The sequence below is a fragment of the Pedobacter cryophilus genome, from assembly GCF_005116455.1.
GTDB lineage: Bacteria > Bacteroidota > Bacteroidia > Sphingobacteriales > Sphingobacteriaceae > Pseudopedobacter > Pseudopedobacter cryophilum.
In genome coordinates this window covers 404393-429764 of record NZ_SWBP01000003.1, presented here as the reverse complement: position 1 = coordinate 429764, position 25372 = coordinate 404393, and the positions used below count along the sequence as shown (strand labels likewise).

Annotated in this window: 28 protein-coding genes; 15 read left to right on the top strand and 13 right to left on the bottom strand. The window is 32.6% G+C overall.

The features are described 5' to 3' along the window. Positions 1-14 precede the first annotated feature (14 nt). Positions 15-1514 (bottom strand): sodium:solute symporter, encoded by a 1500-nt coding sequence (locus FA046_RS10955; protein WP_136826444.1) that lies wholly within the window; start codon positions 1512-1514, stop codon positions 15-17. Between the two features lie 75 nt (positions 1515-1589). On the opposite strand from FA046_RS10955, the gene recR reads away from it, so the two are divergent. The 9 genes from recR to trpA all read left to right on the top strand — a co-directional run bounded on the left by recR (position 1590) and on the right by trpA (position 9335). Next, a complete protein-coding gene (gene recR / locus FA046_RS10950) occupies positions 1590-2207 on the top strand; it encodes a recombination mediator RecR (protein ID WP_136826442.1) in 618 nt (205 codons plus the stop codon). A gap of 3 nt (positions 2208-2210) precedes the next feature. Beyond that, on the top strand, positions 2211-2987 hold the full coding sequence (locus tag FA046_RS10945) for a glycosyltransferase family 2 protein (protein WP_136826441.1): 777 nt from the start codon (positions 2211-2213) through the stop codon (positions 2985-2987). A 1-nt stretch (position 2988) separates the two neighbouring features. Next, the gene (locus FA046_RS10940) at positions 2989-3801 is read left to right on the top strand and encodes an SDR family oxidoreductase (RefSeq protein WP_136826439.1); all 813 of its coding nucleotides are present in this window, start codon (positions 2989-2991) and stop codon (positions 3799-3801) included. Between the two features lie 10 nt (positions 3802-3811). Beyond that, the gene (locus FA046_RS10935) at positions 3812-4648 is read left to right on the top strand and encodes an alpha/beta hydrolase (RefSeq protein WP_136826437.1); all 837 of its coding nucleotides are present in this window, start codon (positions 3812-3814) and stop codon (positions 4646-4648) included. A gap of 107 nt (positions 4649-4755) precedes the next feature. After that, positions 4756-5415 carry an MCP four helix bundle domain-containing protein gene (locus FA046_RS10930; RefSeq protein ID WP_136826435.1) on the top strand — a complete coding sequence of 220 codons (660 nt, stop codon included), beginning with the start codon at positions 4756-4758 and terminating at the stop codon, positions 5413-5415. 271 nt (positions 5416-5686) lie between these two features. Then, positions 5687-6685, top strand: a complete 999-nt coding sequence (gene trpD / locus FA046_RS10925; RefSeq protein WP_136826433.1) for an anthranilate phosphoribosyltransferase — start codon at positions 5687-5689, stop codon at positions 6683-6685. Positions 6686-6687: 2 nt separating this feature from the next. Next, positions 6688-7317, top strand: coding sequence for a phosphoribosylanthranilate isomerase (locus tag FA046_RS10920; protein ID WP_136826432.1), 630 nt, complete (start codon positions 6688-6690; stop codon positions 7315-7317). 10 nt (positions 7318-7327) lie between these two features. Next, entirely contained in the window at positions 7328-8509 is a 1182-nt protein-coding gene (gene trpB / locus FA046_RS10915) for a tryptophan synthase subunit beta (protein WP_205943637.1), read from the top strand. 52 nt (positions 8510-8561) lie between these two features. Beyond that, complete coding sequence (gene trpA / locus FA046_RS10910) at positions 8562-9335, top strand: tryptophan synthase subunit alpha (protein WP_136826430.1); 774 nt, start codon at positions 8562-8564, stop codon at positions 9333-9335. A gap of 69 nt (positions 9336-9404) precedes the next feature. Here the strand turns inward: trpA and nhaA (FA046_RS10905) are convergent, their stop codons facing one another. The 3 genes from nhaA (FA046_RS10905) to FA046_RS10895 all read right to left on the bottom strand — a co-directional run bounded on the left by nhaA (FA046_RS10905) (position 9405) and on the right by FA046_RS10895 (position 12834). Next, complete coding sequence (gene nhaA, locus FA046_RS10905) at positions 9405-10658, bottom strand: Na+/H+ antiporter NhaA (RefSeq protein WP_136826429.1); 1254 nt, start codon at positions 10656-10658, stop codon at positions 9405-9407. A 254-nt stretch (positions 10659-10912) separates the two neighbouring features. Further along, the gene (gene nhaA / locus FA046_RS10900) at positions 10913-12097 is read right to left on the bottom strand and encodes a Na+/H+ antiporter NhaA (RefSeq protein ID WP_136826629.1); all 1185 of its coding nucleotides are present in this window, start codon (positions 12095-12097) and stop codon (positions 10913-10915) included. 116 nt (positions 12098-12213) lie between these two features. Beyond that, the gene (locus tag FA046_RS10895; protein WP_136826427.1) at positions 12214-12834 is read right to left on the bottom strand and encodes an L-threonylcarbamoyladenylate synthase; all 621 of its coding nucleotides are present in this window, start codon (positions 12832-12834) and stop codon (positions 12214-12216) included. Between the two features lie 202 nt (positions 12835-13036). On the opposite strand from FA046_RS10895, the gene FA046_RS10890 reads away from it, so the two are divergent. After that, positions 13037-13528: a VOC family protein gene (locus tag FA046_RS10890; RefSeq protein WP_136826425.1), complete on the top strand. Its 492-nt coding sequence runs from the start codon at positions 13037-13039 to the stop codon at positions 13526-13528. A 213-nt stretch (positions 13529-13741) separates the two neighbouring features. Next, the gene (locus tag FA046_RS10885) at positions 13742-13972 is read left to right on the top strand and encodes a hypothetical protein (RefSeq protein WP_136826424.1); all 231 of its coding nucleotides are present in this window, start codon (positions 13742-13744) and stop codon (positions 13970-13972) included. A gap of 79 nt (positions 13973-14051) precedes the next feature. Here the strand turns inward: FA046_RS10885 and asnS are convergent, their stop codons facing one another. Both asnS and FA046_RS10875 read right to left on the bottom strand, forming a co-directional pair. Then, complete coding sequence (gene asnS / locus FA046_RS10880; RefSeq protein WP_136826423.1) at positions 14052-15500, bottom strand: asparagine--tRNA ligase; 1449 nt, start codon at positions 15498-15500, stop codon at positions 14052-14054. Between the two features lie 112 nt (positions 15501-15612). Further along, positions 15613-16065, bottom strand: a complete 453-nt coding sequence (locus FA046_RS10875) for a hypothetical protein (protein WP_136826422.1) — start codon at positions 16063-16065, stop codon at positions 15613-15615. A gap of 130 nt (positions 16066-16195) precedes the next feature. Between FA046_RS10875 and FA046_RS10870 the strand changes: the two genes are divergently transcribed. From FA046_RS10870 to rpmA, 3 genes are all read left to right on the top strand, one after another. Then, positions 16196-16657, top strand: coding sequence for a hypothetical protein (locus FA046_RS10870; protein WP_136826421.1), 462 nt, complete (start codon positions 16196-16198; stop codon positions 16655-16657). Positions 16658-17033: 376 nt separating this feature from the next. Further along, positions 17034-17345: a 50S ribosomal protein L21 gene (gene rplU / locus FA046_RS10865; protein ID WP_136826420.1), complete on the top strand. Its 312-nt coding sequence runs from the start codon at positions 17034-17036 to the stop codon at positions 17343-17345. A 51-nt stretch (positions 17346-17396) separates the two neighbouring features. After that, positions 17397-17852, top strand: a complete 456-nt coding sequence (gene rpmA, locus FA046_RS10860) for a 50S ribosomal protein L27 (RefSeq protein WP_136826419.1) — start codon at positions 17397-17399, stop codon at positions 17850-17852. Between the two features lie 67 nt (positions 17853-17919). On the opposite strand, the gene bioD is transcribed toward rpmA, so the two are convergent. The 4 genes from bioD to FA046_RS10840 all read right to left on the bottom strand — a co-directional run bounded on the left by bioD (position 17920) and on the right by FA046_RS10840 (position 20931). Further along, complete coding sequence (gene bioD, locus FA046_RS10855) at positions 17920-18531, bottom strand: dethiobiotin synthase (RefSeq protein ID WP_136826418.1); 612 nt, start codon at positions 18529-18531, stop codon at positions 17920-17922. After that, the gene (locus FA046_RS10850; RefSeq protein WP_136826417.1) at positions 18524-19633 is read right to left on the bottom strand and encodes an aminotransferase class I/II-fold pyridoxal phosphate-dependent enzyme; all 1110 of its coding nucleotides are present in this window, start codon (positions 19631-19633) and stop codon (positions 18524-18526) included. The genes bioD and FA046_RS10850 overlap by 8 nt, the downstream gene beginning before the upstream one ends. A 71-nt stretch (positions 19634-19704) precedes the next feature. Next, positions 19705-20094 carry a DUF4890 domain-containing protein gene (locus FA046_RS10845; RefSeq protein ID WP_136826416.1) on the bottom strand — a complete coding sequence of 130 codons (390 nt, stop codon included), beginning with the start codon at positions 20092-20094 and terminating at the stop codon, positions 19705-19707. Positions 20095-20154: 60 nt separating this feature from the next. Then, a complete protein-coding gene (locus tag FA046_RS10840) occupies positions 20155-20931 on the bottom strand; it encodes an XRE family transcriptional regulator (protein ID WP_136826415.1) in 777 nt (258 codons plus the stop codon). Between the two features lie 193 nt (positions 20932-21124). Between FA046_RS10840 and FA046_RS10835 the strand changes: the two genes are divergently transcribed. Next, the gene (locus FA046_RS10835) at positions 21125-21466 is read left to right on the top strand and encodes a GIY-YIG nuclease family protein (RefSeq protein ID WP_136826414.1); all 342 of its coding nucleotides are present in this window, start codon (positions 21125-21127) and stop codon (positions 21464-21466) included. A gap of 77 nt (positions 21467-21543) precedes the next feature. On the opposite strand, the gene msrB is transcribed toward FA046_RS10835, so the two are convergent. The 3 genes from msrB to FA046_RS17585 form a co-directional block, all read right to left on the bottom strand. Continuing rightward, the gene (gene msrB / locus FA046_RS10830; protein WP_136826413.1) at positions 21544-22050 is read right to left on the bottom strand and encodes a peptide-methionine (R)-S-oxide reductase MsrB; all 507 of its coding nucleotides are present in this window, start codon (positions 22048-22050) and stop codon (positions 21544-21546) included. Between the two features lie 71 nt (positions 22051-22121). After that, positions 22122-24887 carry a basic secretory protein-like protein gene (locus FA046_RS10825; RefSeq protein ID WP_317130545.1) on the bottom strand — a complete coding sequence of 922 codons (2766 nt, stop codon included), beginning with the start codon at positions 24885-24887 and terminating at the stop codon, positions 22122-22124. A gap of 14 nt (positions 24888-24901) precedes the next feature. Then, positions 24902-25270: a hypothetical protein gene (locus FA046_RS17585; protein ID WP_317130544.1), complete on the bottom strand. Its 369-nt coding sequence runs from the start codon at positions 25268-25270 to the stop codon at positions 24902-24904. Positions 25271-25372 lie beyond the last annotated feature (102 nt).

The following is a 25372-nucleotide window of genomic DNA, read 5'->3' as shown; positions in this document are numbered from 1 at the left end:
ATTCTATTATAATGCTACGCAATTTTAGCTTGTTTGTTTGAAATTATAAACAAGCCCGCAAAAGTAATCATTCCGTTTATTAAAATAAGTTCGTTATCAAAAACATAGCCACCTAATAATGAGGCCGAATTTTGGTTTAAGAAATAACAAATGGCAGGAGATAAAATACAGATAAACGGAACCAATTTATCATAAACTCCTCTTTTCTTTAAAAACAACCCAAAAGCATATAAGCCTAACAATGGCCCATAAGTGTAGGATGCTACTGTGAAAATAGCGCTGACTACGGCTTTGTTGTTTACTTCATTGAATAATATTACCGTAAGAAACATTAATACCGAAAAGCCTACATGCACCCAATGCCTAGTTTGGATACTTTTTGGAGAATTTATGTCCGCTTTTTTATTGAAGCCTAAAAAATCTACACAAAAAGAAGTGGTTAAAGCTGTTAATGCCGAATCTGTGGTAGCAAAAGTTGCCGCTGTGAGGCCTAACATAAAAACAATTCCAGGGATAAGTGTTAAATGATTTAGGGCAATTTCTGGAAACAAAAAATCTGTTCTTACCGTTCCATTGGCATCAACCGGAATAGCGATACCATTTTTATTGGCATAAACGTAAAGTAAAGCACCTACGCTTAAAAAAAACAGGTTGATAATTACAAAAATTGCGGTAAAAGTGAACATGTTTTTTTGTGCTTCGCCAATGTTTTTGCAGCTTAGATTTTTTTGCATTAAATCTTGATCCAATCCAATCATGGCAATGGTCACAAACATCCCACCTAATAACTGCTTGCTCACATGAAATTTATTAGTTAAAAAATCTTCGTAAAAGAAAATTTTAGAATAGCCACTGTTTTTAATAGTCTCAAAAGCTTCAAAAAAGTTTAAGTTTAAACTACTGCAAATAAAGTAAATGGTTAATATTACTGATAAAACCAAGAAAGTAGTTTGCAAAGAATCAGTAATGATAATGGTTTTTAAGCCACCTTTAAAAGTATAAAGCCATATCAGCGTAAGCGAAATTAAAACCGTTGCCCAAAACGGAACACCATAGCTATCAAATATAAATCGTTGTAAAACAATAACAACCAAGTATAATCTAAAGGCAGATCCAATGGTTCTGCTCATTAAAAATATACCGGCAGCAGTTTTATAGCTCACCACGCCTAACCTTTTTTCTATGTAACCATAAATAGAAGTAAGATTCATGCGGTAATACAACGGAAGCAAAACCGTAGCTACTACAATAAAACCTATGGCATTCCCTAATACAAACTGAAAATATTCAAACTGATGACCAGCTAAAGAACCTACTTGCCCAGGCACAGAAATAAAGGTAACCCCACTTAAAGCAGTACCAATCATTCCAAAAGCTACCAAATACCATTTAGAATTTCTGTTGGCGATAAAAAAAGTAGAGTTATCTGATGATTTTTTGGAGGTCATAAAGGAGACAAAAATCAAAAGAAGGAAGTAGCCAATAATAAATGATAAAAGAATATTTGGAGACATATTTAATGTGAGTTAAAGATGGGGTTAAGGTATAAAAATCATCGCTAATTAGCATTAAATTTTTAATTTAGCAAAATGAATTTTTCCTCTAAATTATTAGAGAATGCAGTAAATGAATTTGGAAAACTACCTGGAATTGGGCAAAAAACAGCGCTCAGGTTGGTTTTACATTTGCTCAATCAAGATTATGCCTCAGTAGAAAAATTTGGAAACACTTTTATACACCTAAAAAACAACATCAGGTTTTGTAAAAGCTGTTATAATATTTCTGATTTTGAAATTTGCGAAATTTGTGCATCTCACAAAAGAGACCATTCTTTAATTTGTGTGGTTGAAGATAGCCGAGATGTAATGGCTATAGAAAACACCAATCAATATAATGGTTTGTATCACGTTTTAAACGGTTTAATTTCTCCAATGGATGGCGTTGGACCGTCAGATTTAACGGTAGATTTATTGGTAGAAAGAGTGAAAGCTGGTGAGGCCGTAGAAGTAATTTTTGCTTTAAGTGCCACAATGGAAGGCGATACCACCATTTTTTATCTTCATAAGCGATTAAAAGAATACCCTTTAAAAATAAGCACTTTGGCTAGAGGAATTGCCTTTGGTGGCGAAATAGAATACGCAGATGAACTTACTTTAGGGAGGTCTATCACTACCAGAGTACCTTATGAAAACTCCCTTACAAAATAGCCTTTGAAACTATCTATTATCATTGTAAGCTATAATGTTAGAGATCTATTGCAACAAGCATTAGACTCATTAATAGACTCTGCCGAAGGTTTTGAGTATGAAATTTTTGTGGTAGACAATGCTTCTAAAGATCAAACGGTAGAAATGATTGAGGCTAAATATCCAACTATTAAGCTTATCGCTAATCAAAAAAATATTGGTTTTTCTAAAGCTAATAATCAGGCAATTTTAATGGCTAAGGGAGAGTATATTTTGGTGATTAACCCTGATACTATTACCAGTGCAGATACTATCCCAAAAGTTTTATCCTTTATGGATACCAAAGAGCAAGCAGGAGGCTTAGGTGTAAGAATGATTAATGCCCAAGGAAAATATTTAAAAGAATCTAAAAGAGGCTTACCAACTCCTTGGGCAGCTTTTACAAAGTTTAGCGGGGTTTCAAAAGTGCTCCCAAAATCTAAGTTTTTAAACAGATATTATATGGGTTGGATTAATGAGTTTGAAACTGCCGAAATAGAAGTTTTGGCTGGAGCTTTTATGTTGTTAAGAAGTAAAGCCTTAAAAAAAACAGGTTTATTTGACGAATCTTTCTTTATGTATGGTGAGGATATTGACCTTTCTTACCGATTAACCTTAGCAGGATATAAGAATTATTATTATTCTGATACATATATCATTCATTTTAAGGGGCAAAGCACAAGAAAATTGAGTTGGAGATATATTCAAAGTTTTTATGGTGCGATGTACATCTTTGTAAGAAAATATTTTTTAAAATTTTAATATGGATTTAAAAGATAAAGTAGTAGTCATTACTGGCGCCTCTAGCGGCATTGGTAGAGCATGTGCCATAGAATTTGCAAAAAGAGGAGCACATTTGGTTTTGGCTGCAAGGCAGTATGTGAAATTATGTGAAATCACCCAAGAAATTCATGAAAAATACAAAGTAAAAACTTTAGCTGTACAAACAGACGTAAGTAAAGAACAAGATTGTAAAGAATTAATTGCTCAAACCATAAGTACCATGGGTAGAATTGATATTCTGATAAATAATGCAGGAATTTCTATGCGGGCATTATTTAAAGATCTTGATTTAGAAGTTCTAAAACAGGTAATGGATATTAATTTTTGGGGAACAGTTTATTGCACAAAATACGCTTTACAGGAAATATTAAACAACGAAGGCTCAATTGTTGGGGTATCTTCTATAGCAGGTTTTAAAGGTTTACCCGGTCGTACCGGTTATTCGGCATCTAAGTTTGCAATGAATGGTTTTTTAGAAGCTTTAAGAACAGAAAATCTAAAAAATAATTTACATGTAATGTTGGCTTGTCCGGGTTTTACGGCTTCTAACATAAGAAATGTAGCGCTAAACAGCGAAGCCAAATCACAAGGTGAATCTTCTATGGAAGAAGATAAAATGATGACAGCGGCAGAAGTAGCCATTAGAATTGTTGACGGAGTAGAACAAAGAAAAAGACAACTGATTATGACCGGACAAGGAAAATTAACAGTTTTAATGCAAAAGTTTTTTCCAAAATGGTTAGATCATTTGGTTTATAATCATTTTAAAAAAGAGAAAGATCCATTAATTTAATAAATTAATTTTGAGAGCTATAGTATTGATTTCTGCCTTTTTAATAAGTTTTATAAGCGCTTTTGCGGGAATAAAAAAAGAAAAAGATTTGGCTTACGCCGATGCTGGGCAGGCAAACTTATTAGATGTTTATTATGCTGATGAAGTTGAAAAAGAAAAAGACGTTATTGTTTTTATTCATGGTGGCTCATGGAATAGAGGTTCTAAAGACATCTATTGGTTTTTAGGAAACAACTTTGCCCGCAAAAATAAGGTAGCCGTTATTATTAATTATCCATTATCTCCAGCAGCTCAATACAAAGAAATGGCTTTTGCTTGTGCTAAAGCATTAGCTTGGGTAAAAAGTAATATTGCTAAATATGGAGGCAACCCCAATAAGATTTTTTTGATGGGGCATTCAGCAGGAGCACATTTGGCCGCTTTAATTAATCAAGATCCTCAATACTTTGCTGCCGCTAAAATAGAGAATCCCATTAAAGGAGTAATTTTGAATGATCCGTTTGGCTTAGATATTCATGATTATATAAAAGCCCAAATCAATACCACTGATAAATATATACCGGGTTTTTTAAAAGTTTTTAGTGACGATGAAAAAAATTGGATAGCAGCATCACCAATTTTTACAGTTAATCAAATTACAAATCCATACCAGTTGTTTTTAGGAGGTAAAACCTATCCATCTATAAAAATTCAAACTCCCGCATTTTATCAGGCATTAAAAGAAAATCGTAAAGAAGTATATTTTCAAAGAATTAAAAACAAAAAGCATGTAGCTATGATTTCTCACATGGTTTTTGGATGGAATAATCTTTACGATGAAATCATCGGTTTTATGAACAAGTATTAATGCCATTGCCAAAATCATATTCTAATTATTTCTTTGATAATCAAAACGGGTAACTCAATTCCTCAAAAGAAATTAGTATTTTTATAATTAACCTAAATTTTCTTTTTATGAAGTGGTCTTTGATGTTTAAAGAAAAAATGAAAGCAGCTATCATTCTTTCTGTTTTAATGATAGCCATCATTATTAGCAATGTTTTTGAGAAAAGAATACTACAAAATAGCAGCGATAAGTTTGCCTCCATTTATGAAGATAGATTAGAGCCTTCTAGCTATTTATATGAAATGCGAGAGGCAAATGCTAAAAAAATAATATTATTAAATCAGTTAAGTGAACAAAATTCATCAGTATCAAAAGCAGCATTAAATAAAGAACTTTTGGCAACTGTTAATGAGTTTAACGGCTTACTTTATAAATATGAGCGTACTTTTTTGGTTAAACAAGAAAAGCAACTTCTTAAGCAGTTAAAAACAGAAGTGGTGAGTTTTAATAGCCTTACGGCGAATTTTCAAAATTCAGACGCTCAATATTTAACTTCCATTAAATCACTTTCCATATCTATAAATAAAAAATTGAGCGAATTAAATAAGATACAACCTAAAATAGGTCAGGAGCTTTTAAGGGATTATAAAAATGACACCTACCATTCTAGCCTTCTTAACAGTATTCAAATTGTGATTTCTATCATCTTAGGTCTTATCATTCTTAATATGGTAGCTCATTCAAGAATGCTCAATAATTTAGATCAAAAGAAATTCAACTTAAATTAAGTTTTAGCTTTTGGAGGTGTTTGTAGAAACCTTCATTTTAAAAGAGTTAGGCAATAAATTAAATTCGGTTTAATTTGCTTTTAATTTTTAGATATTTAAAAACTTTGCCATATTTGCTGTACAATCATGAGAAATTTAAACACAAACAAAATAGGATGGTGGCATTACGAAATATCGTAAGGCAAACCTCATTTCTATTTTAAACAAGATATATAAAAGGGTTGCCATTTGGTAACCCTTTTTTTATGAATTATAATATCAAATACTAAGCATGAAAGCGATTTTAAATCACTTATTTGAACAAAAAACATTTAGCAGGTCACAATCTAAAGAGATATTAACCAACATTACGCTTGGTAAATACAATACTTCTCAAATGGCAGCTTTTATGACCGCTTATTGTATGCGAAATATCACTGTTGATGAGCTGCAAGGATTTAGAGAAGCAATGACAGAGCTTTGTGTACCCATTAATTTAACATCAGATTTTAATTTGATAGATCTTTGCGGTACCGGTGGAGATGGGAAAGATACTTTTAACATTTCTACATTAGCATCTTTTGTAGTAGCCGGAGCGGGTTACCACGTTGCCAAACATGGTAATTATGGCGTTTCCTCTGGTTGTGGGTCTTCAAATGTAATGGAGTATTTGGGTTATAAATTTGTGAATGAAGAAGATTTATTAAAAAAATCTTTAAATGAAGCAGGTATATGTTTTCTTCACGCCCCTTTATTTCACTCAGCTATGAAAACAGTAGCGCCAATTAGAAGAGAATTAGGTGTAAAAACATTTTTTAATATGTTGGGTCCAATGGTAAATCCGGCGCAACCGCAAAATCAAATTGTAGGTGTTTTTAGTTTAGAGTTAGCTCGTTTATACGCCTATTTATATCAACAATCTGATAAAAATTACACCATTTTACATGCTTTAGAAGGTTATGATGAAATATCCTTAACATGCGATTTTAAAACTTTTTCTAACGAGGGAGAACAAATTCATCAAATAGCGGGTTTAGGATTTGAAAAGATAGATGCAAGTGCCATCTCTGGTGGAAGTACTGTAGAAGAATCAGCCAAAATATTTACCAGTGTTTTAGAAAGAAAAGGTTCTGTTGAACAAAATAATGTAGTGCTGTGTAATGCGGCAATGGCCATAAAAACAATCAATCAACAAAAGCAGTTTTCAGATTGTTATTACGAGGCAGAAGTATCTTTAACTTCAGGGAAAGCATTAACCTCTTTCAAAAAATTATTAGCATTAAGTAATTAAAAATGAGTTTAAAAATTAAGGTATGCGGAATGAAATACTTAGCTAATATTAAAGCTTTGGCCGAGTTAGAACCAGATTTTATGGGCTTTATTTTTTATCCGCCTTCCCAAAGGTTTATTGGTGTAGAATTTGAAAGAAATGATGTTGCTAATCTTCCACCAGAAATTCAAAGGACAGCAGTTTTTGTAAACGCACACCTTCATGAGGTTATAGAATTTGCAAATTTGTATGGGATGAAAACCATTCAACTTCACGGACAGGAAAGTCCAGAGTTTTGCGGAGAATTAAGGGCTAAAGGTTTTAAAGTGATTAAAGCTTTTGGAGTAGATGAAAACTTTAATTTTGAGATATTAAATGCTTTTGTAGAGCATGTTGATTTCTTTTTGTTTGATACAAAAACCAGTGCCCACGGCGGATCAGGATTGATATTTGATTGGCGTATTCTTCAAAAATACAATTTAGACAAACCTTTTTTATTAAGCGGAGGCTTAAGCCCCGATAACTTAGCAGAGGTTTTAAAAATAGAGCATAAAAATTTTTACGGAGTAGATCTTAACTCAAAATTTGAGATTGAACCTGCATTAAAAGACATAGAAAAGTTAGAAAAAGCATTTGAATTGATTAGAGCTTAAGATGAAAATTATGGATTATCGTGTAAATGAAAAAGGTTATTATGGTGATTTTGGAGGAGCTTACATTCCAGAAATGCTGTATCCAAATATTGAAGAATTGCGCAATACTTATTTAGATATTATTGCTCAGCCAGAATTTCAAGTAGAACTTCAGAATTTATTAAAAGATTATGTTGGCCGTCCTTCGCCTTTGTTCTTGGCCAAAAGATTATCGGCTAAATATGGGGCAAATATTTTTCTAAAGCGTGAAGATTTAAACCATACAGGAGCACATAAAATTAACAATACGGTTGGTCAGATTATTTTAGCCGAAAAACTGGGTAAGAAAAGAATTATAGCCGAAACCGGAGCAGGGCAACACGGCGTGGCAACAGCTACTGTTTGTGCGCTTAAAGGCTTAGAATGCGTAATTTATATGGGCGAAGTGGATATTAAAAGACAAGCGCCAAACGTAGCCAGAATGAAAATGATGGGTGCAACCGTAATACCTGCAACATCAGGAAGTAAAACATTAAAAGATGCTACTAATGAAGCGATGAGAGATTGGATCAACAATCCGGTAGATACTCATTACATTATTGGCTCTGTGGTTGGCCCACATCCTTATCCAGATATGGTTTCTTTGTTTCAATCGGTAATTTCAGAAGAAACCAAAAAGCAATTAATAGAGCAAACAGGATCAGATCAACCTGATTATGTTTTGGCTTGTGTAGGTGGTGGTAGCAATGCCATGGGGATGTTTTATCATTTCTTGGAAGATGAAAAAGTAAGATTAATTGCTGCCGAAGCCGCTGGTTTGGGCGTAAATTCTGGACATTCTGCTGCAACCTCTGTTTTAGGAAAAGAAGGCGTTTTGCATGGATCAAGAACTTTATTGATGCAAACAGAAGACGGACAAGTGGTAGAACCTTATTCTATCTCTGCTGGTTTAGATTATCCAGGAATTGGGCCGCAACATGCTCACTTACATAAATCTAAAAGAGTAGAATATGTAAGCATTACAGATGATGAAGCCATGCAGGCTTGTATGCTGCTTTCTAAATTAGAAGGGATAATACCTGCTATTGAAACCGGTCATGCTTTGGCTCAATTAGAGAAAATGGAGCTAAAGAAAGACGATGTAGTGGTGATTTGCCTTTCAGGAAGAGGAGATAAAGATTTGGATACTTTTATGAAATATTTTAACCTGTAAATACAACTAAAAACTGTCAACTGAATAACTTGCAACTGATAACCGAACACAAATGAACAGACTGAAAGAACTTTTCGATCAAAAGAAAAACAACATATTATCCATTTACTTTACTGCAGGTTACCCTGAAATTGGTGCGACTTTAAAAATTGCCGAAGCTTTAGAAAAGGCTGGTGCCGATTTTTTAGAAATAGGCTTCCCTTATTCAGATCCTTTGGCTGATGGACCCGTGATACAAAACAGCTCACAGGTAGCTATTGAAAATGGGATGACCTTAAAAATTCTTTTTCAGCAATTAAAAGACTTAAGAAGCAGAGTTTCTATTCCTATTTTGTTAATGGGTTACGCCAATCCGATGATTCAATACGGTGTGGCAAATTTTTGTAAGGCTGCCGCCGAAGTCGGAGTAGATGGGGTAATTGTACCCGATTTGCCTTTATCAGAATATGAAGAATTATATAAAGATGATTTTATCAAAAACGGTTTAAGTAATATATTTTTGGTAACCCCACAAACTTCAGAAGAGCGAATCAGAAAAATAGATAGCCTTTCTACTGGATTTATTTATCTATTATCATCATCAGCAACAACAGGTAAAGATTTAAACGTTTCTGATGCTATTGGAGATTATTACCAAAGAGTAAAGGATATGAATTTAAACAATCCTTTAATTATAGGATTTGGAATTTCAGATAAGCAAAGTTTTGATAGAGCAAATAAATATGCGGCAGGCGCAATTGTAGGTACCGCATTTGTTAAAACACTAAGCGATTCTACAAATTATTTAGCTCACATTCCATCTTTCATCAAAAAAATTAAAGGCTAAGTTTTTAATTTTTTGGTAGAGACTTGTTGAGCATTGTACGGATTAAGAAGTTTCTACCAATAAAAAAAATTAAAGAATAAATTCTAAGTCATTAGTAGCAACTTGTTGAACGTTTACCGTTTTAGAAGTTTCTACTTGGGGTACTGCTTTTTGTTTTTTACTTAAATAGCTAAGCAAAATGTACCCAGCTGATGCCGAAATAATAGAGGCAACTAGAATTGAAAATTTAGACTCTAGTTGAAAAAGTGGGGATGCAAAAGATAAAAGTGAAACAAATATAGACATTGTAAAGCCAATTCCTCCAAGCAAGCCAACTCCAAAAACTTGTTTCCAATTTGCTGCCCTAGGTTTTTTAGCAAATTTTAATTTTATCGCTAACCATGATGCTAAGGTAATGCCTATTGGTTTACCTACAAATAATCCCATAATAATGCCTAACCCAAGCGGGTTGGTTAGTGCGCTTAGCATTTCAGATTCAAACTTAATATTTGTATTTGCCAAAGCAAATAAAGGCATAATGATATAGCTAACGGGTTTGCCTAATAAAGATTCTAACTTTTCTAAAGGAGAATGTTTTCTTTTACTACTTGTTGATGGAATAGCAATGGCTGTTAAAACACCAGCAATGGTAGCATGTATTCCACTATGATGTATGAAATACCATAAAGCCAACCCAGGAATGATATAAAAGACTAGTTTTTTAACTCCAAAATAATTTAAAGCCATTTGCAAAGCAAAAATACCCAAAGCAAAAAATAAATAAATAAAGTGAAGATCTGAAGTGTAAAATACGGCAATCACCAAAATAGCTCCTAAGTCATCAACGATAGCAAGTGCTGTCAAGAAAATTTTCAAGGAATTGGGAACTCTACTACCCAAAACAGATAAAATACCAATAGCAAACGCAATATCGGTAGCCATAGGTATTCCCCATCCTGTGGCTGTATTAGATTTGTAGTTAATGATAGCAAATAATAATGCTGGAACTAGCATTCCGCCTACTGCCGCAAAAATTGGTAGTGATGCTTGTTTAATAGAAGATAGCTCTCCTGCAATAACTTCTCTTTTTATTTCCAATCCTACATATAGGAAGAAAATAGCCATTAAGCCATCATTAATCCAGCTTAATGAACTGAAATTAAGATCAAAATTTAGGGATGTAAGATTAAAACCTATTTTTAAATTTAGAAAGTCATTAAAATAAGCGCCAAGGAAAGAATTCGCAATGAAAATGGAAATGAAAATGCATAAAATTAAAATTATCCCAGCTTTCGACTCATTTTGTATGAATTTATTGTAAATATTTATGCTAATCTTTCTCATAACAGTAGTTTAATACTAAATATGAGTATAAAATTATAAAAATATTTTTTCAAACATGTTTAATGTTAAGAAAATAATATAATTAGCTGTTATTTTGCGATTATTTTATAAATAGCTGTTTAATTTTGATTTGTATAAATAATAAACAGGAATAGCATAGTTTTTTTTGATAAAAAATTAAATATAAATAGAGAATTAATCTATTGATTTTAATAGAAATTTCATTTTTCTTAATTATTTAACCAGATTTTAACCTAATCTTCTTTTAATTCTTGTTTCTTATGGAAGTATCTTAATAAGATATAACCAATACTACCAGATAAAATTGACGCTAACAGGATAGAAAATTTTGCTTGGGTTTGAAATTCAGGTTCAGAAAAGGAGAGCAATGCAATAAATATAGACATCGTAAAACCAATACCGGCTAATAAACCTAAGCCTATCATTTGTATCCATTTTGTTCCATTAGGGAGCTCACTAATTTTTAGTTTCACAGCTAAATAAGACATTAAAGCAATTCCAATGGGTTTTCCTAAAATAAGACCTAAAATTATACCCAAACTTAAATTGCTAAATAAACCATTAACCATTTCACTTTCAAATTTTATATTCGTGTTTGCGAGTGCAAAAATGGGCATAATTAAAAAATTCACAGGTTTTACCAAACCGTGTTCTAATTTCTCTAATGGAGAATAAGCATCAACATCATTTGTAGGTAAGAAGAAAGCAGTTAAAACACCTGCTATGGTAGCATGAACACCAAAACCATGAACAAAGTACCATAAGAAAATTCCAGGTATAAGGTAAAATATAATAGACTGTACGTTAAAATAATTTAAAGCAAATAGAAAAATTAAAGCTCCAAAAATGTAAGGTAAATAGCTTAAATCAAGTTCATTGGTATAAAAAAATGCAATCACTAATATGGCTCCTAAATCATCTACGATAGCTAACGCAGTTAAAAATATTTTTAAAGCTAAAGGAACCCTTTTCCCTAATAGAGAGATAACAGCGAGTGCAAATGCAATATCTGTTGCCATTGGTATTCCCCAGCCATGTGAAGTAGAGCTATTAAGATTTACTAATGCATAAATTAATGCAGGCACTAACATTCCTCCAATTGCGGCAAAAATGGGTAAGCTAGCCTGTTTTATGCTAGACAATTCGCCCTCTAAAAGTTCTCTTTTAATTTCTAAACCAACCAATAAAAAAAAGATAGCCATTAAGCCATCATTTATCCAAATAAGAATAGGATATTTAAGATGAATACTAGAGCTTTCAAAACCTATGCTTTGTGTTAAAAAGTTTTCAAAATTTGCTCCTAAACCAGAGTTTGCAATAATTAGTGATGCAACTACACACAACATTAATAAAATGCCACCAGCCGTATTAGATTTAAAGAATCTTTTGAAAATTTCAAGGTTTATCACTTTTACCATACTTACAATGATAGCAAAATTTGAATATTTTAAAGTCAAATAAGGGTTAAAAAGGCTTTCGTTATGGTTAATTGACCTGGTTAATATTATAAAAACCTAGTTTTTATAATATTAACCTATATAAACGCTTCAATTTTTCCTTTACCTTCTCTTATAATCTCAAAATCACCAGAAGTACAATCTACCACGGTAGAAGGAACATTGTCGCCGTAGCCGCCGTCAATAACCAAATCTACTTTGTCTTGATATTTTTCAAAGATTAATTCAGGGTCGGTAGTGTATTCAATAATGTCATCGTCATCATGAATAGAGGTGGATAGGATAGGATTACCCAGCATTTTTACAATGCCTCTGGCAATATTATTATCGGGAACACGAATACCAACCGTTTTTTTAGAGCTGGATAACAATTTTGGAACATTGTTACTAGCATTAAAAATAAAAGTAAAAGGTCCGGGTAAAGCTTTTTTCAAAACTCTAAAAACCGTGTTATCAATAGGTTTGATGTATTCAGATATATTACTTAAATCATAGCAGATAAAAGAGAAATTAGCTTTTTCAGGCTTTATACCTCTTAATTTAGCAATCCTTTCTATGGCTTTTTGGTTGGTAATGTCGCAACCTAGGCCATAAACAGTATCGGTAGGATAAATCACAATTCCACCTTTTTTTAAAACAGTTACCACTTGTTCTAAAACTTTTTCATTAGGATTTTCTTCGTAAAGGCGAATTAACATACGCAAAAATAAATAATATATATAAGAGCCTGTTTAAATTTATCTAATAATTTGTTTATGCTTCTTTTTGGCTGCAACTTCGTTAAATTTTTCGAGATAGAATCCTTGCTATCTCTACAAAATTAGCCTCATTTCGCTCAAAAATAAGCTATAAACATTTTCACGATATAATTTTAAACTGGCCCTAAAGGTTTTATCTTTAATGATGAAATACGAAATTCCATCCGAAACCAGAATAGGTCATGTACACCTAAAAGTGAGTAACCTAGATAAATCTTTAGCTTTTTATGCTGATTTATTAGGTTTTAAAATTACCCAACGCTATGGAGATCAGGCTGTTTTTCTTTCAGCAGGAGGTTATCACCACCACATTGGATTAAATACTTGGCAATCTAAAGGGGTAGCACCTGCTCCAGAAAGAGCTCCCGGACTTTTTCATACGGCAATTTTATTTCCGCAGCGTAAAGATTTAGCCAATATTCTTAAACGATTAATGGCGCATCACTATCCATTAACAGGAGCAGCAGATCATGGGGTTTCTGAAGCCATTTATTTAAATGATCCAGATCAAAATGGAGTAGAATTGTATTGGGACAAACCTAAGGAACAATGGCCATTAGACAAAGATGGAGGATTAAACATGATAACTGAGCATTTAGACCTTCCAAAACTTTTGGCTTTAGCTGATGATTAATTATTCTGATTTATTTTTTGATGATCATACAATTGTATGTATTAGTATACAGTTTTAAAATGTTATAATCTATACTTAAAGTAGCTTAAAGATGCATTTCATGCTTAAATATTCAATATTTCAACTTTTTTAAATGATTTGATAAGAGTAGGATGTATTTTTTAAATAATGGCATTTATTTGGATTACATTATTTTAAATTAAAATGAATTTTATGATAAAGACTACAGCTAAAATAGCCAGCCAAATCATCAACAATGTTGATCAAGAATTATTAATGATATTAAAAGCAGATGTCCAAATTCAAAGAGCTAAAATCAAAACTAAGTTGATCAATTTGGCTACTATAAATTTTGACAAAGCATTATATCAATTAATTAAAGAAGATATACAGTTTGTAAAAGCAAAATTAAGCAATCAACAGAATTTGGCAATCGCCATTTAATTCTGCTCTATCATATATGTAGAATAAAAAAGGGTTCCGATTATTCGAAACCCTTTTTTGTTTTTTATCAAGCTGGAGATTAAAACTCAGCATTTTTAGGAAATCTTGGGAAAGGAATCACATCTCTGATGTTGGTCATTCCGGTTACAAAAAGAACTAATCTTTCAAAACCTAAACCAAAACCAGCATGTGGTGCGGTTCCAAATTTACGGGTATCTAAATACCAGTACAATTCATCTTCCGGGATATGCATTTCGCCCATTCGGGTTTTTAGGTAATCTAAACGTTCTTCTCTTTGCGAGCCACCAACCATTTCTCCAATTCCAGGAAACAGAATATCCATTGCTCTTACCGTTTTTCTGCCTTGTTCATCAGGCTCATTCATTCTCATGTAGAATGATTTAATGTCGGCTGGGTAATCTGTTAAAATTACTGGTTTTTTAAAATGCTTTTCTACCAAATAACGCTCATGTTCAGATTGTAAATCGGCACCCCACTCATCTATCAGGTATTTAAACTGCTTTTTCTGATTTGGTTTAGATCGCTTTAAAATCTCAATAGCTTCTGTATAAGTTAAGCGTTCAAAATTATTATCTAAACAAAATTGAAGTTTAGCCATTAAATCTAAATCGCTTCTTTCTGCCTGAGGCTTATTTTTCTCTTCTTCTGCTAATCTGTTGGTTAAAAAAGCCAGTTCTTCTGGGCAATGATTAATAGCATATTTGATTACATATTTTAAAAGATCTTCGGCTAAATTCATGTTGTCTTCCAAATCGGCGAAAGCCACTTCTGGTTCTATCATCCAAAACTCGGCAAGGTGACGCGTAGTATTAGAATTTTCGGCCCTAAAAGTTGGCCCAAAAGTATAAACCTCACCTAAAGCCATTGCACCTAATTCTGCTTCTAACTGGCCGGATACCGTTAAATTTGCAGATCGTCCAAAGAAATCTTCTTTGTAGTTGATGCTATTATCCTCATTTCTTGGGGTAGCATCAAAATCTAAAGTAGTTACCCTAAACATTTCGCCAGCGCCTTCGGCATCTGAAGCTGTAATAATTGGGGTATGTAAATACACAAAACCTTTGTCGTTAAAAAACTGATGAACTGCAAAAGCCAGTTTATGTCTTATTTTAAAAACGGCATTAAAAGTTTGGGTTCTGAAACGTAAATGGGCAATTTCTCTTAAAAATTCTAAACTGTGTTTTTTAGGTTGTAAAGGAAATTTTTCTGCGTCACTTTCTCCTAAAATTTCTATAGCTGTTGCTTTAACTTCTACGGATTGACCTTTACCTAATGATTCTACCAATTGGCCTGTGATGCTAATTGCCGCACCTGTGGTAATTTTTTTAAGAATGTCTTCTGAAGTATTGGCAAAATCAACAACAATTTGAATGTTAGACATGCAAGAGCCATCGTTTAAGGCAATAAACTGGTTATTTCTAAAAGTTTTAACCCAACCTAAAACGGTTATTTCTCTATTAAACACGGTAGATTGAAGGATATTTACAACTTTTTCTCTCTTTATCATAAACGAATGGATCTTATATTGAGGCGTAAAAATACAAACCTTTCTCTTATTTTAAACAGAAAATAAGGATTAGGTAAATGAGGCGATGATTTAAGAGAAATGAAGAAGGTTTTTAAAGGGTTTTACAATCCGCCGGATCAAAAATAAATCCTTTTCCTTCTTCGGCTTTGTTAGCGCCATAAATCTCGTAAATACGATTTTTGGTAATCAAGAATTTTAAGGGTCTGGTAGAAGTTGTACCTTCAGATTGGAAAGTATAATCTAAAATTAAAGTATCTCCATTTAACGTTCCTTTTAAGCTTCCTTTGTTATTGTCTTTTTCATAAAACTGGTAAATTAAATCCCCTGATATTGCTTCCCCATTCTTTTTTAAGCTTAAGAAAGCCGAATCTTTTCCTACAAAAGCTAAAAAACATTTTTCTGTTTCTTTTAATAAGGAAGAGTCTAAATTAATTTCTTCGTTCGGATTGTCTGTAGGATTTTCTTTTGATGTTTTATCAGTTTGATTACAAGCGGTAATTATTATAGCAGCCAATGTGTAAAAGGCTAAACGAAATGAATTCATATTTTATAGGGTTTTAAATTAGTTAAATGTTAATAATTGTTAAATATAGGTAAGATAGAATAGTTGCCTTAAACCTTAATTGAATAATAACATCATAACTAAAATTAAAAACAATTAATAATTTAAGAATATGAGAAATTTAAAGAAAATCATCAGCTCAACAGCAATTTTATTAGTGGTATTTGCTTTTAATAGCATGGCACAAACAACATCAACAGCCAAACCAGTTCAAAAAGCTAAACATCATGCCAAAGGTAAGATGGCAGAAAATTTAACAGAAGAGCAAAAGGTGCAAATGAAAGAAAGCCGTGAGAAAGGAAAGCAAGCTCAAGAAGCGTTTAGAGCTACATTAACAGCAGAACAAAAAGCAATAACAGACAATAAGAATTTAACGCCTGAAGAACGAAAAGAAGCTTTATCTAAGACTTTAACGAGTAGCCAAAAAGAGATGATGAAAAATAACATGATGGCAAGAAAAGAAAATGCTAAAAATTTTAAAGAATCTTTAAGTGACGAACAAAAAGCCCAGATGAAGAAAATGGGTGAGAAGAGAAAACAAAAGCATGCTGGAGATGCTGGTAAAAAAGAATAATAAATTTTGGCTTTAAGCCGAATCCATTAAAAGTCGAGTAAAAATCTGAAATGTTTAACAACAAATTGGATTATTATTTGGCTTTTTTGTTTTTGAAAATACCTGAGTAAATAAACCCAACTTAAACGCCCGACGTACGGAAGTTATACCGCTCAATTGTGACTAATGCCAAGCTAAAGGAATGTGTAATGGGGGCGGAGGCTGAGTGTGAATTGGGATTAGTGTAACTGCAATGTTAAAACCTAGCTTTTCTAATTGTTAATGCCTTAAAAACTAAAAATAAGAGACTAAAATTTAACATTTGCTGAACATTTGTTTAAGTGAATTTAATTCCTATATTTGCACCTCAATTTTACAAACAATAAAATATTAAAACATGTACGCAATAGTAAGTATAGCAGGACAGCAATTTAAAGTTGCTCAAGACCAGCACCTTTTTGTACACAGATTACAAGGAGATGAAGGCGCTAGTATTGAATTTGACAATGTTTTGTTAGTTGAAAATGACGGCAAATTTACTGTAGGTACGCCAGCAGTTAAAGGAGCTAAAGTTTCGGCTACGATCTTGTCTCATTTAAAGGGTGATAAAGTTATTGTCTTCCACAAAAAGAGAAGAAAAGGATATAAGAAAAAGAATGGTCACCGTCAGTCTTTTACTAAAATTCAGATCAGTAGCATTTCAATATAATTTTACAATGTTCAATCGCTGAGTTTTACTTAGCAAAAAAGATATAAAACCATGGCACATAAAAAAGGAGCCGGTAGCTCGAATAACGGTAGAGAATCACAAAGCAAGCGTTTAGGTATTAAAATCTTTGGCGGTCAAGCGGCTATTGCAGGAAATATCATCGTTCGTCAACGTGGTACTAAACACCATCCAGAAAAAAATGTAGGTATTGGTAAAGACCATACTTTATTTGCATTAGTTGATGGAAAAGTAGCTTTCAGAAAGAAAGCTGATAATAAATCTTATGTTTCAATTGTACCTTTTGATTTTTCTGCACCAGTAGTTAAAGCAGCACCTGCTAAAAAAGTAGGTGTAAAAAAAGTGGCAGCAGTTGTTGAGGCTAAAGTAGAAAAAGTAACTAAAGCAAAAGCAGAAACTGTTGAAGTTGCTGAAGAAAAAGTTGAGAAAAAAGCACCTGTAAAAAAAGCAGCAGCTAAAAAAGCTGATGATGCTGAAACAGCAGAATAATTCTTAATATAAGATATAAAAAAAGTCTTAGAGATATTCTCTAGGGCTTTTTTTTGTAGAACAAATTTTATAGTTGAATAGCCGAAGTGGCTTCTTTTATAGAAGTTTGATCTATCTTTGAGAATTCAGGAATTCTTCCTAATACGGTTAAGCCTGATATGTTAATAATGATTTCTTCACTTGATTTATTTTCGACACCATTAAAAATCAATCCTTTTATAGCAATTCCTCTGTTTTTTAAGGCCTCAATAGATAGTAAAGTATGGTTAATGCTGCCTAAATAGTTTTTAGATACCAAAATAACTTCAGCACTTAGTTTAACAATCAAATCAATCATTAAATCTTTAGCATTTAAGGGAACCATTAAGCCACCTGCTCCTTCAATAATAAGAGCGTTGTTTGTTTTGGGTAAGTTGATTTGATTTAAACTAATGGATAATCCATCTAAAGCTGCCGAATGATGTGGAGAATAAGGCTGTGTTAATTGATAAGCTTCTGGATGAAATACAGAAACCTCATTACTGATTAATGATTTTACTTTGTGCGTATCAGAATTGTCTAATTCTCCAGATTGAATAGGTTTCCAATAATCTGCATTTAGTTTTTCTACCAATACAGCCGAAACTATTGTTTTTCCAATCTCCGTTCCAATACCGGTTACAAAATATTTTTTACTCATAGTTAGCTAATAAATTTATTAAGCTTTTAATTTGGTTTGGCGTATGGTATGCATGTAAACAAATTCTTAATCTTTCTTTCCCCTCTGGTACGGTAGGGCTCAATATGGCCTTAACATCAAAGCCATTAGCCTGAATTTGATTGGCCATATTTTTACATTGTTGGTTACCAGATACTATCTTACATTGAATAGCACTTTCACTTTTTATAAATGAATTTTTTAATGTTGATGATCTGAATAGTTCAATATTAGTAGCCAATTGTTTAATGGCTGGAGTAGTTTTTAACAATTCATAAGCATTTTTTACACTAACCAAGCTATGAAAGGGTAATGCGGTAGTGTAAATAAAAGATCGGGCAAAGTTAATCAGGTAAGTTCTTAATTCTTTAGAGCCTAGTATAATGGCGCCATGGCAGCCTAATGCTTTTCCAAAAGTATGTATCCGGGCAAAAACTTCATTTTCGAGATTTAAATGATTGACTAATCCTTGTCCGTATGCTCCAAAAACTCCGGTGGCATGGGCCTCATCAACAATTAAATGAGCTTCGTATTTCTTAGCTAAATCGCTAATTTCTTTGAGGGGAGCAAAATCGCCATCCATAGAAAAAACACTTTCGGTAACCACAAAAATATTGCCTTTGCTGTTTTTTAGTTTTTCTGCTAAGCTTTCTAAATCATTATGCTTAAATATATAGCGATTGGCATTGCTTAATCTTGCGCCATCAATTAAACTAGCATGAATCAATTCATCGGTAATAATGGTATCGCCTCTTTGTGCTATAGAAGATAACAAACCAATATTTGCATCATAACCAGAATTAAAGATTAATCCAGCTTCGGCCTGATGGAAAATAGAGATTTCTGCTTCTAATTCTTCTACAAATTGGCTGTTGCCAGATAATAATCTGGATCCTGTAGCTCCAATAAAGTAAGATGGGTTGTCTTTTGTAAAGGTTTCTATTTTTTCTTTTAATTCAGCTGATTTGGCAAAGCCGAGATAATCATTTGAAGAAAAATCAATCAATGAATTAGGTATTTTGAGTTCTCTTAAGGAATTATTTTGAACTCTTTGATTGATTTTGTTTATCAGAAAATTGGTCAAGATTGTTTTTTTTGTAAAAATAAAAAAAGCAGGACAAATATCCTGCTTTTAAAATTCAATTATTATAAACGTTATTGAGCACCACCGGGTCTTGGGGCATTGTTGCCTCTTTGCGATCTCATTTCTTCATATTTTGTTTTTTGTTCAGCAGTTAAAGTTTCTGCAACAACTTTCTCAAACTTGTCATTTAAAGCTTTCATTTGAGCAGCATCAGGTCTGTTTCCTTCACCAGCAGCTTTTCTTAACGCTTCCATAGATTTTCCACGCTCTAAACTTGCGGCATAAATTTTAGTTTTTTGATCAGCATTTATAGAAAGATTTTTTTCCATCATTTCAACGCTTCTTTTTGCTCTTTCTTCTGGTGTGCCTTGCTGTCTTTGACCTTGACCTGGCGCTTGTTGAGCTAATCCTATTGTTACCATGGAAACAAAAAGGATAAAAGTTAAAAAGTATTTTTTCATTTTATTTAAGTTTTTTGTTGTTTGATGAAATTTATAGAATAAAGTTTAATCTCAAAAAAATTAATTTTTATCGTCTTTTAATTGGCTTATTGATCTTTGCATTTGTGCCATCATGGTGGTTAAGCTTTCCATGGTAGGTTCTGGATTTGGATGTGGTAAATCTGTAGATATATAAGCTTTTGCTTTCCAAATTTCCATAATATCTTCAACAGGCACAAAATATGGATCGTATATAGGATTGTCTGATACTAATTTTAAGCCCTTATCAGCTTTAAGTTTAGCGCCCATTCTTTTATATACCACACCTTCGTTTTTACTAACTACCACAGCAGTTTCTCCAGGTTTAAGATCATTCCAGTTTTCTACATATTCTGATATGATAATGGAACCAGAGGTAAGTGGGAGCATAGAATCTCCTTTTATTTCAAAAGCTCTGTAAGTACCTTGTTTAAAAATAGGTAAAGAAAATTTTGGTAAAGTACTTACAAATTCAGGGTCACCGTAACCATTTAAATAACCTGCGCTAGCTTTTACTTGTACTAATTCTATGTTCTCATTATCATCTTTATCTACCGTTATACTTAGTACCCTTACGTTAGAGGCATCTCCTTTTGGTTTAGGTTTCCATTGCGCATCAATTTTTTCGTTGATGAGTTCGTCTATACTCAATTCAAAAAATTCGGCAAATTTTTGCAGCAAATCATACTTTGGCTCTGCTCTTTCTTCTTCGTAAGCGCCAACTAATGATCTTTTGATTTGCATGGCATCAGCAAATTGCTGTTGAGTGAAGCCTTGTTTTTTTCTGAGGTACTTGATATTGTCTGATATTTTACCCATTTCAAAATAAATTTGGAATTACTAAAATTATTAGTATTTTTATGCTCATAAAATTAGTAATTTTCTTTCAATAAAAAGAAACAAATTTTAAAAGGCTTTATTATCAAACAAATAAAATAAACGCCTTATGTTTTTGGAGAGGAAACCAATAGAATTTAAAAATAGTTTATTAAGAAATTTAAATAGATAGGATATGAAAAAGTTTGTATTCATTGTAACAGATAGAAACAGAAATAACTTACATGTAGGTTTAAGTACTAACATTATTAGTACAATGGATTTTTATAGAAAAATGCCTAATCTTTTTTTTGATGCTGGGCAGCAATTAACAAGGTTGGTTTATTTTGAAGAATTAAATTCTGAAGCTAATGCCGAACAAAGATTTAAAACTATTAATAGGTTTACCAGGTCTCAAAAAGAAAAAATGATTAGAGCAGTAAATACAGATTGGATTGATTTAACGTTAGGTTTGAATTATGAAAATAGAGCAAAAGTGAGTATGGTAAGGCAATCGTCTTTAATGTTTATGTCTTAAATAAGGTGTTGCTCATAAAGCAAAAAGGCTTCAATAAATTTTATTGAAGCCTTTTTTATGGTTGTTTCTAAGCCTGTTTATTTAGATTCTATAAATTTTAAAGCTGCCGAATTAATGCAATATCTTAAACCAGTAGGGGCAGGACCATCATTAAATACATGACCTAAATGTAATCCTGTTTTTGCTTCCACAACTTCATCTCTTGTCATTCCATAAGAAGTATCTTTTATCCAAATTACTCCTTTATCGTTAAGTGGTTTAGTAAAACTTGGCCATCCTGTACCCGAATCAAATTTATCTTCTGAACTAAATAAAGGTTCTCCGGTTGCCGCACTTACATAAATACCTTTTTTGTGGTTGTTATGATAAGGGTTTTTAAAAGGAGGTTCGGTACCTTCTTTAACCATAACCTCAAATGCTACAGGACTTAGAATTTTTTTCCATTCCTCTTCTGATTTTGTAATGGGAAATTTCTCTTTTCTTGCATTTACAAGCTGGTTAGTTGAGCCGTTTTTTGAAGTTTGACTGCAAGCCGCAAAAGTTGAAACCGTAAATATTGCTAATAATATGAATATCTTTTTCATGTTTTAATAAACGTTGTTTTATAAAGTTAAGTTTTAAACTATTAGTCTTTTAAATATCATAAACCTTACACTTACCAACCCGGAGAAAAAGCTAAACCAAATACTGGCTTGCTTACATCTGTTCGGTTAAAAGGAAATGCCAAATATGGCTCCAATACAAAATAGCCAAATACGTTAACTCTGGTAGAAATACCAGCACTTAATGCCGGAACTCTCACACTTTCATAAATTGGAAATCCATTATTATTTGTTCCAATTTGTGCCGGTGATTTTTTGCTTAAATCAATTTTATCGCCTTTATCCCAAGCTAAACCAGCGTCAAAAAATAAATTGACTTCAGAGAATAAAAATTTAGATTCTACAACCGATAATTTTTTTGGACCAGTAAATGGCAACCTCACTTCAAAATTGACTACTGCTAATCTATTTCCAATTAACTGATCTATGGTAAATCCGTTTGATGATGAATTGGTGCTTCCGCTGTTGTTATAAAAACTATTTGCTTCATAACCTCTAATTAAATACGGATAGCCAATAAAAATTGGAAAAAGTTGTTGGTTATTCACATTTCCAAAACGGCCATAGCTATAAATTCTACCTGCAAAAGTAACCGGCTTAACTCTTACATATTTCCTTAAATCTACAGTTGGTGCAGTATATTGGAAAGTTCCAAAGTATTGTTCAATTCCTATTCTGTATCTGTATCCATTAAGTGGCGAAGCAACTCCAGAAAAAGAATTATCACCAACCAAAGCTGTATTTATTTGGAAAATAGTGTAAGGGTCTAAATTGTATCCAGCAGTTTGTGCATATTCTGTAGTAGATACTTTTCTTCTGTCTTGATAGATTGGGAAAAATGTAGAACGATCATAGTAAGTACTGTATCTATCTATTCTATAAGAGTAACTAGAAACACCCGCACCAAACTCTGCTCTGGTTATTTTAGAAAATGGGTAAGAAGTAAAAGCTTGAGCCGATTCTTCAAATATTCTGATGATATCATAAAATTCTTCTACAGTAGGTATTGTGCCCTGAGCAGTATTTAAGTCGGTGTTTTGTATGCCGTAAGTTCCAAACTGATAAGGAATGTGCGATAAAGAGCCACCCCAATTCCATCTGCTTTGTTGGTTTACATAGGCAATTTGTGCTCCAAAGTCATAAATTTCTCCGTTTACGGCAGCAGAAGCAAATATTTGATCTCTACTTAAAATATCACTAAATATGGCTTGTACACCACCAGATAAACCTGTTCCAAACCTGCTGGTAGAAACTCCTGCGCCATTATTAGCAATATAATCTAATTTAAATTTTGATTTAAATGGAACAGTTTTAATAGAATCCAAAGGTAAATCATCATAAGCTAAAAAGTTTTCTAAATTTTTATTTACAATGTTCACTCCCACAGATTTTGGTGGAGGAAGTGTGGCTGCTGCAAAATCTACAAACTCTGGGTCAACAACTTTAGGTTTAAATTCTTTAACCTTAGCATTATACAAGGTGTATTTTTGAGATCTGTAATAAGAATAAAGAATATCATCATTGTTTGAAATACTTAAAGCAGGGGAGTTTTCTGTAATTCCACTAATACCGGTAAAGTAATCTGTAAGCTGCTCTACTTTTCCGTCTGCTAAATCATATCGGTATAAATTTCTAAATCCATCTTTATTAGAAAGGAAATAAATTTTAGAATCTTTAGATGCAAAAACAGGATTGAAATTGTTAGCACCCGGAAAAACACTTATGTTTTTGATGGTATTGGTTGTTAAATCTAAAACAGCCATCCCCATTGGAATGGCAGCAGTAATTGATTCACTTTTTTGACTTGCTCTATCGCTAGAAAAAACGATTTTTTTTCCATCTAAAGAATAAGAAGGTTGATAATCTGTATAAGCGTCATTTGTTAATTGTTTAATCTCTGAAGTAGTGATATTATAGCTAAATAAATCATTTTGTCCATCTTTTAAGCCCGAAAAAGCAATGTTTTCTCCATCAGGAGACCAAGTAAGGTTGCTAAATTGCTCTACCTTTCCCATGTCTTTTTCTAAAACTGTTTTGCCATTTTCTACATCTACAATAATTAATTTATTTCGGCCTTCACTAATTACACTAAATGCAAATTGTCGGCTATCTGGTGACCATGCGCCAGCAGATTCTATGAAATTAAATTCATCAATATGAGAATTGCTGATTTTTGAGGTCAGTTTTCGGATGATTTTCCCAGTCTCGGCATCAGCTAAATATAAATCAATTGAAAAAACATCTCTTTCGGATAAATAGGCTAAATACCTGCCATCAGGACTAATTGCAGGTGCCACATTCATTTCACCTCCATTAGTTTCATCAACTATTAAAGTTCCTATTGGAGTTTGTGTGGTATCTTTTAAGTAGGGTAGGTAAGCGTTTTCTAAAGAACTTTTCCATAAACTAGATAAGGTTTTGTCATCATAACCAAAAGTTCTTCTGATAGCCATTTCATAACCATATTTGGCTGTTGATTTAAAAAACGGAAAAATGGTAGTATCGCCATAAGTAGAACCAATGAATGACCAAAAGGCTTGTCCATATCTGTATGGAAAATACTTACTGTTGGTGGTTAAATCTTTAAGCGTTGGAATGTCTTTGTTTAATACCGCATCTCGCATCCACATAGCGGTATTAGCATCTACTTTTCCTAAAGATAAATATTCGGCCATCCCTTCAATCATCCATAAAGGTAAATTTCCTATGTTTTCTAGTTGAGTAGAATCCCCCTCAATAAGAGAATGATACTGAAATGCGTGAACCAATTCATGTCCTAGTACATGCCTTGTTTGCCCATTTATTTCTTGCAAAGGCATCACCACTCTATTCTTTAATCCTTCCCACCGGTTCCTACTCCAATTTCGCCACTTATGGTAGTGGTTTGTTGAAATTCTGGGGAGTTACCATAAAGTATAATAGGGTTGGGCTTTTTAAAAGTATCTCTAAAAATTTGTTGATGCAAAGCGTACCAAGCTTCACTTTCTTTTGCAAAGTTTTTTACCACACTATCATTTTTAGTATAATAATATAACTGAAAATGAGGAGTTTCATAAACTTTAAATTTCAGGTTTTTATACCTCACCTTATTTTGTCCAAAATACTGAGCTTGGGTATTTAATGAAACCAATGAGATGACTAGTATAAACAATAAGCGAATCAATTGGATAGACCTATTATTGGAAAATAAACTACTTTTCATATGTGCGTTTGTTTGGACTTTATCATAATTACGAAAAAATAAGAAAACAATTTTTTTGTTAATTAAGAATTACATTAAGATGATTTGTTGCGCTTAATCTCT

Excerpts from the sequence above, each read along its gene's own strand:
- FA046_RS10955 (WP_136826444.1), bottom strand. The coding sequence starts at position 1,514 with ATGTCTCCAAATATTCTTTTATCATTTATTATTGGCTACTTCCTTCTT.
- recR (WP_136826442.1), top strand. The coding sequence starts at position 1,590 with ATGAATTTTTCCTCTAAATTATTAGAGAATGCAGTAAATGAATTTGGA.
- FA046_RS10940 (WP_136826439.1), top strand. The coding sequence starts at position 2,989 with ATGGATTTAAAAGATAAAGTAGTAGTCATTACTGGCGCCTCTAGCGGC.
- FA046_RS10930 (WP_136826435.1), top strand. The coding sequence starts at position 4,756 with ATGAAGTGGTCTTTGATGTTTAAAGAAAAAATGAAAGCAGCTATCATT.
- trpD (WP_136826433.1), top strand. The coding sequence starts at position 5,687 with ATGAAAGCGATTTTAAATCACTTATTTGAACAAAAAACATTTAGCAGG.
- FA046_RS10920 (WP_136826432.1), top strand. The coding sequence starts at position 6,688 with ATGAGTTTAAAAATTAAGGTATGCGGAATGAAATACTTAGCTAATATT.
- trpB (WP_205943637.1), top strand. The coding sequence starts at position 7,328 with ATGGATTATCGTGTAAATGAAAAAGGTTATTATGGTGATTTTGGAGGA.
- trpA (WP_136826430.1), top strand. The coding sequence starts at position 8,562 with ATGAACAGACTGAAAGAACTTTTCGATCAAAAGAAAAACAACATATTA.
- nhaA (WP_136826429.1), bottom strand. The coding sequence starts at position 10,658 with ATGAGAAAGATTAGCATAAATATTTACAATAAATTCATACAAAATGAG.
- nhaA (WP_136826629.1), bottom strand. The coding sequence starts at position 12,097 with ATGGTAAAAGTGATAAACCTTGAAATTTTCAAAAGATTCTTTAAATCT.
- FA046_RS10895 (WP_136826427.1), bottom strand. The coding sequence starts at position 12,834 with ATGTTAATTCGCCTTTACGAAGAAAATCCTAATGAAAAAGTTTTAGAA.
- FA046_RS10890 (WP_136826425.1), top strand. The coding sequence starts at position 13,037 with ATGATGAAATACGAAATTCCATCCGAAACCAGAATAGGTCATGTACAC.
- FA046_RS10885 (WP_136826424.1), top strand. The coding sequence starts at position 13,742 with ATGATAAAGACTACAGCTAAAATAGCCAGCCAAATCATCAACAATGTT.
- asnS (WP_136826423.1), bottom strand. The coding sequence starts at position 15,500 with ATGATAAAGAGAGAAAAAGTTGTAAATATCCTTCAATCTACCGTGTTT.
- FA046_RS10875 (WP_136826422.1), bottom strand. The coding sequence starts at position 16,065 with ATGAATTCATTTCGTTTAGCCTTTTACACATTGGCTGCTATAATAATT.
- FA046_RS10870 (WP_136826421.1), top strand. The coding sequence starts at position 16,196 with ATGAGAAATTTAAAGAAAATCATCAGCTCAACAGCAATTTTATTAGTG.
- rplU (WP_136826420.1), top strand. The coding sequence starts at position 17,034 with ATGTACGCAATAGTAAGTATAGCAGGACAGCAATTTAAAGTTGCTCAA.
- rpmA (WP_136826419.1), top strand. The coding sequence starts at position 17,397 with ATGGCACATAAAAAAGGAGCCGGTAGCTCGAATAACGGTAGAGAATCA.
- bioD (WP_136826418.1), bottom strand. The coding sequence starts at position 18,531 with ATGAGTAAAAAATATTTTGTAACCGGTATTGGAACGGAGATTGGAAAA.
- FA046_RS10845 (WP_136826416.1), bottom strand. The coding sequence starts at position 20,094 with ATGAAAAAATACTTTTTAACTTTTATCCTTTTTGTTTCCATGGTAACA.
- FA046_RS10840 (WP_136826415.1), bottom strand. The coding sequence starts at position 20,931 with ATGGGTAAAATATCAGACAATATCAAGTACCTCAGAAAAAAACAAGGC.
- FA046_RS10835 (WP_136826414.1), top strand. The coding sequence starts at position 21,125 with ATGAAAAAGTTTGTATTCATTGTAACAGATAGAAACAGAAATAACTTA.
- msrB (WP_136826413.1), bottom strand. The coding sequence starts at position 22,050 with ATGAAAAAGATATTCATATTATTAGCAATATTTACGGTTTCAACTTTT.
- FA046_RS10825 (WP_317130545.1), bottom strand. The coding sequence starts at position 24,887 with ATGCCTTTGCAAGAAATAAATGGGCAAACAAGGCATGTACTAGGACAT.
- FA046_RS17585 (WP_317130544.1), bottom strand. The coding sequence starts at position 25,270 with ATGAAAAGTAGTTTATTTTCCAATAATAGGTCTATCCAATTGATTCGC.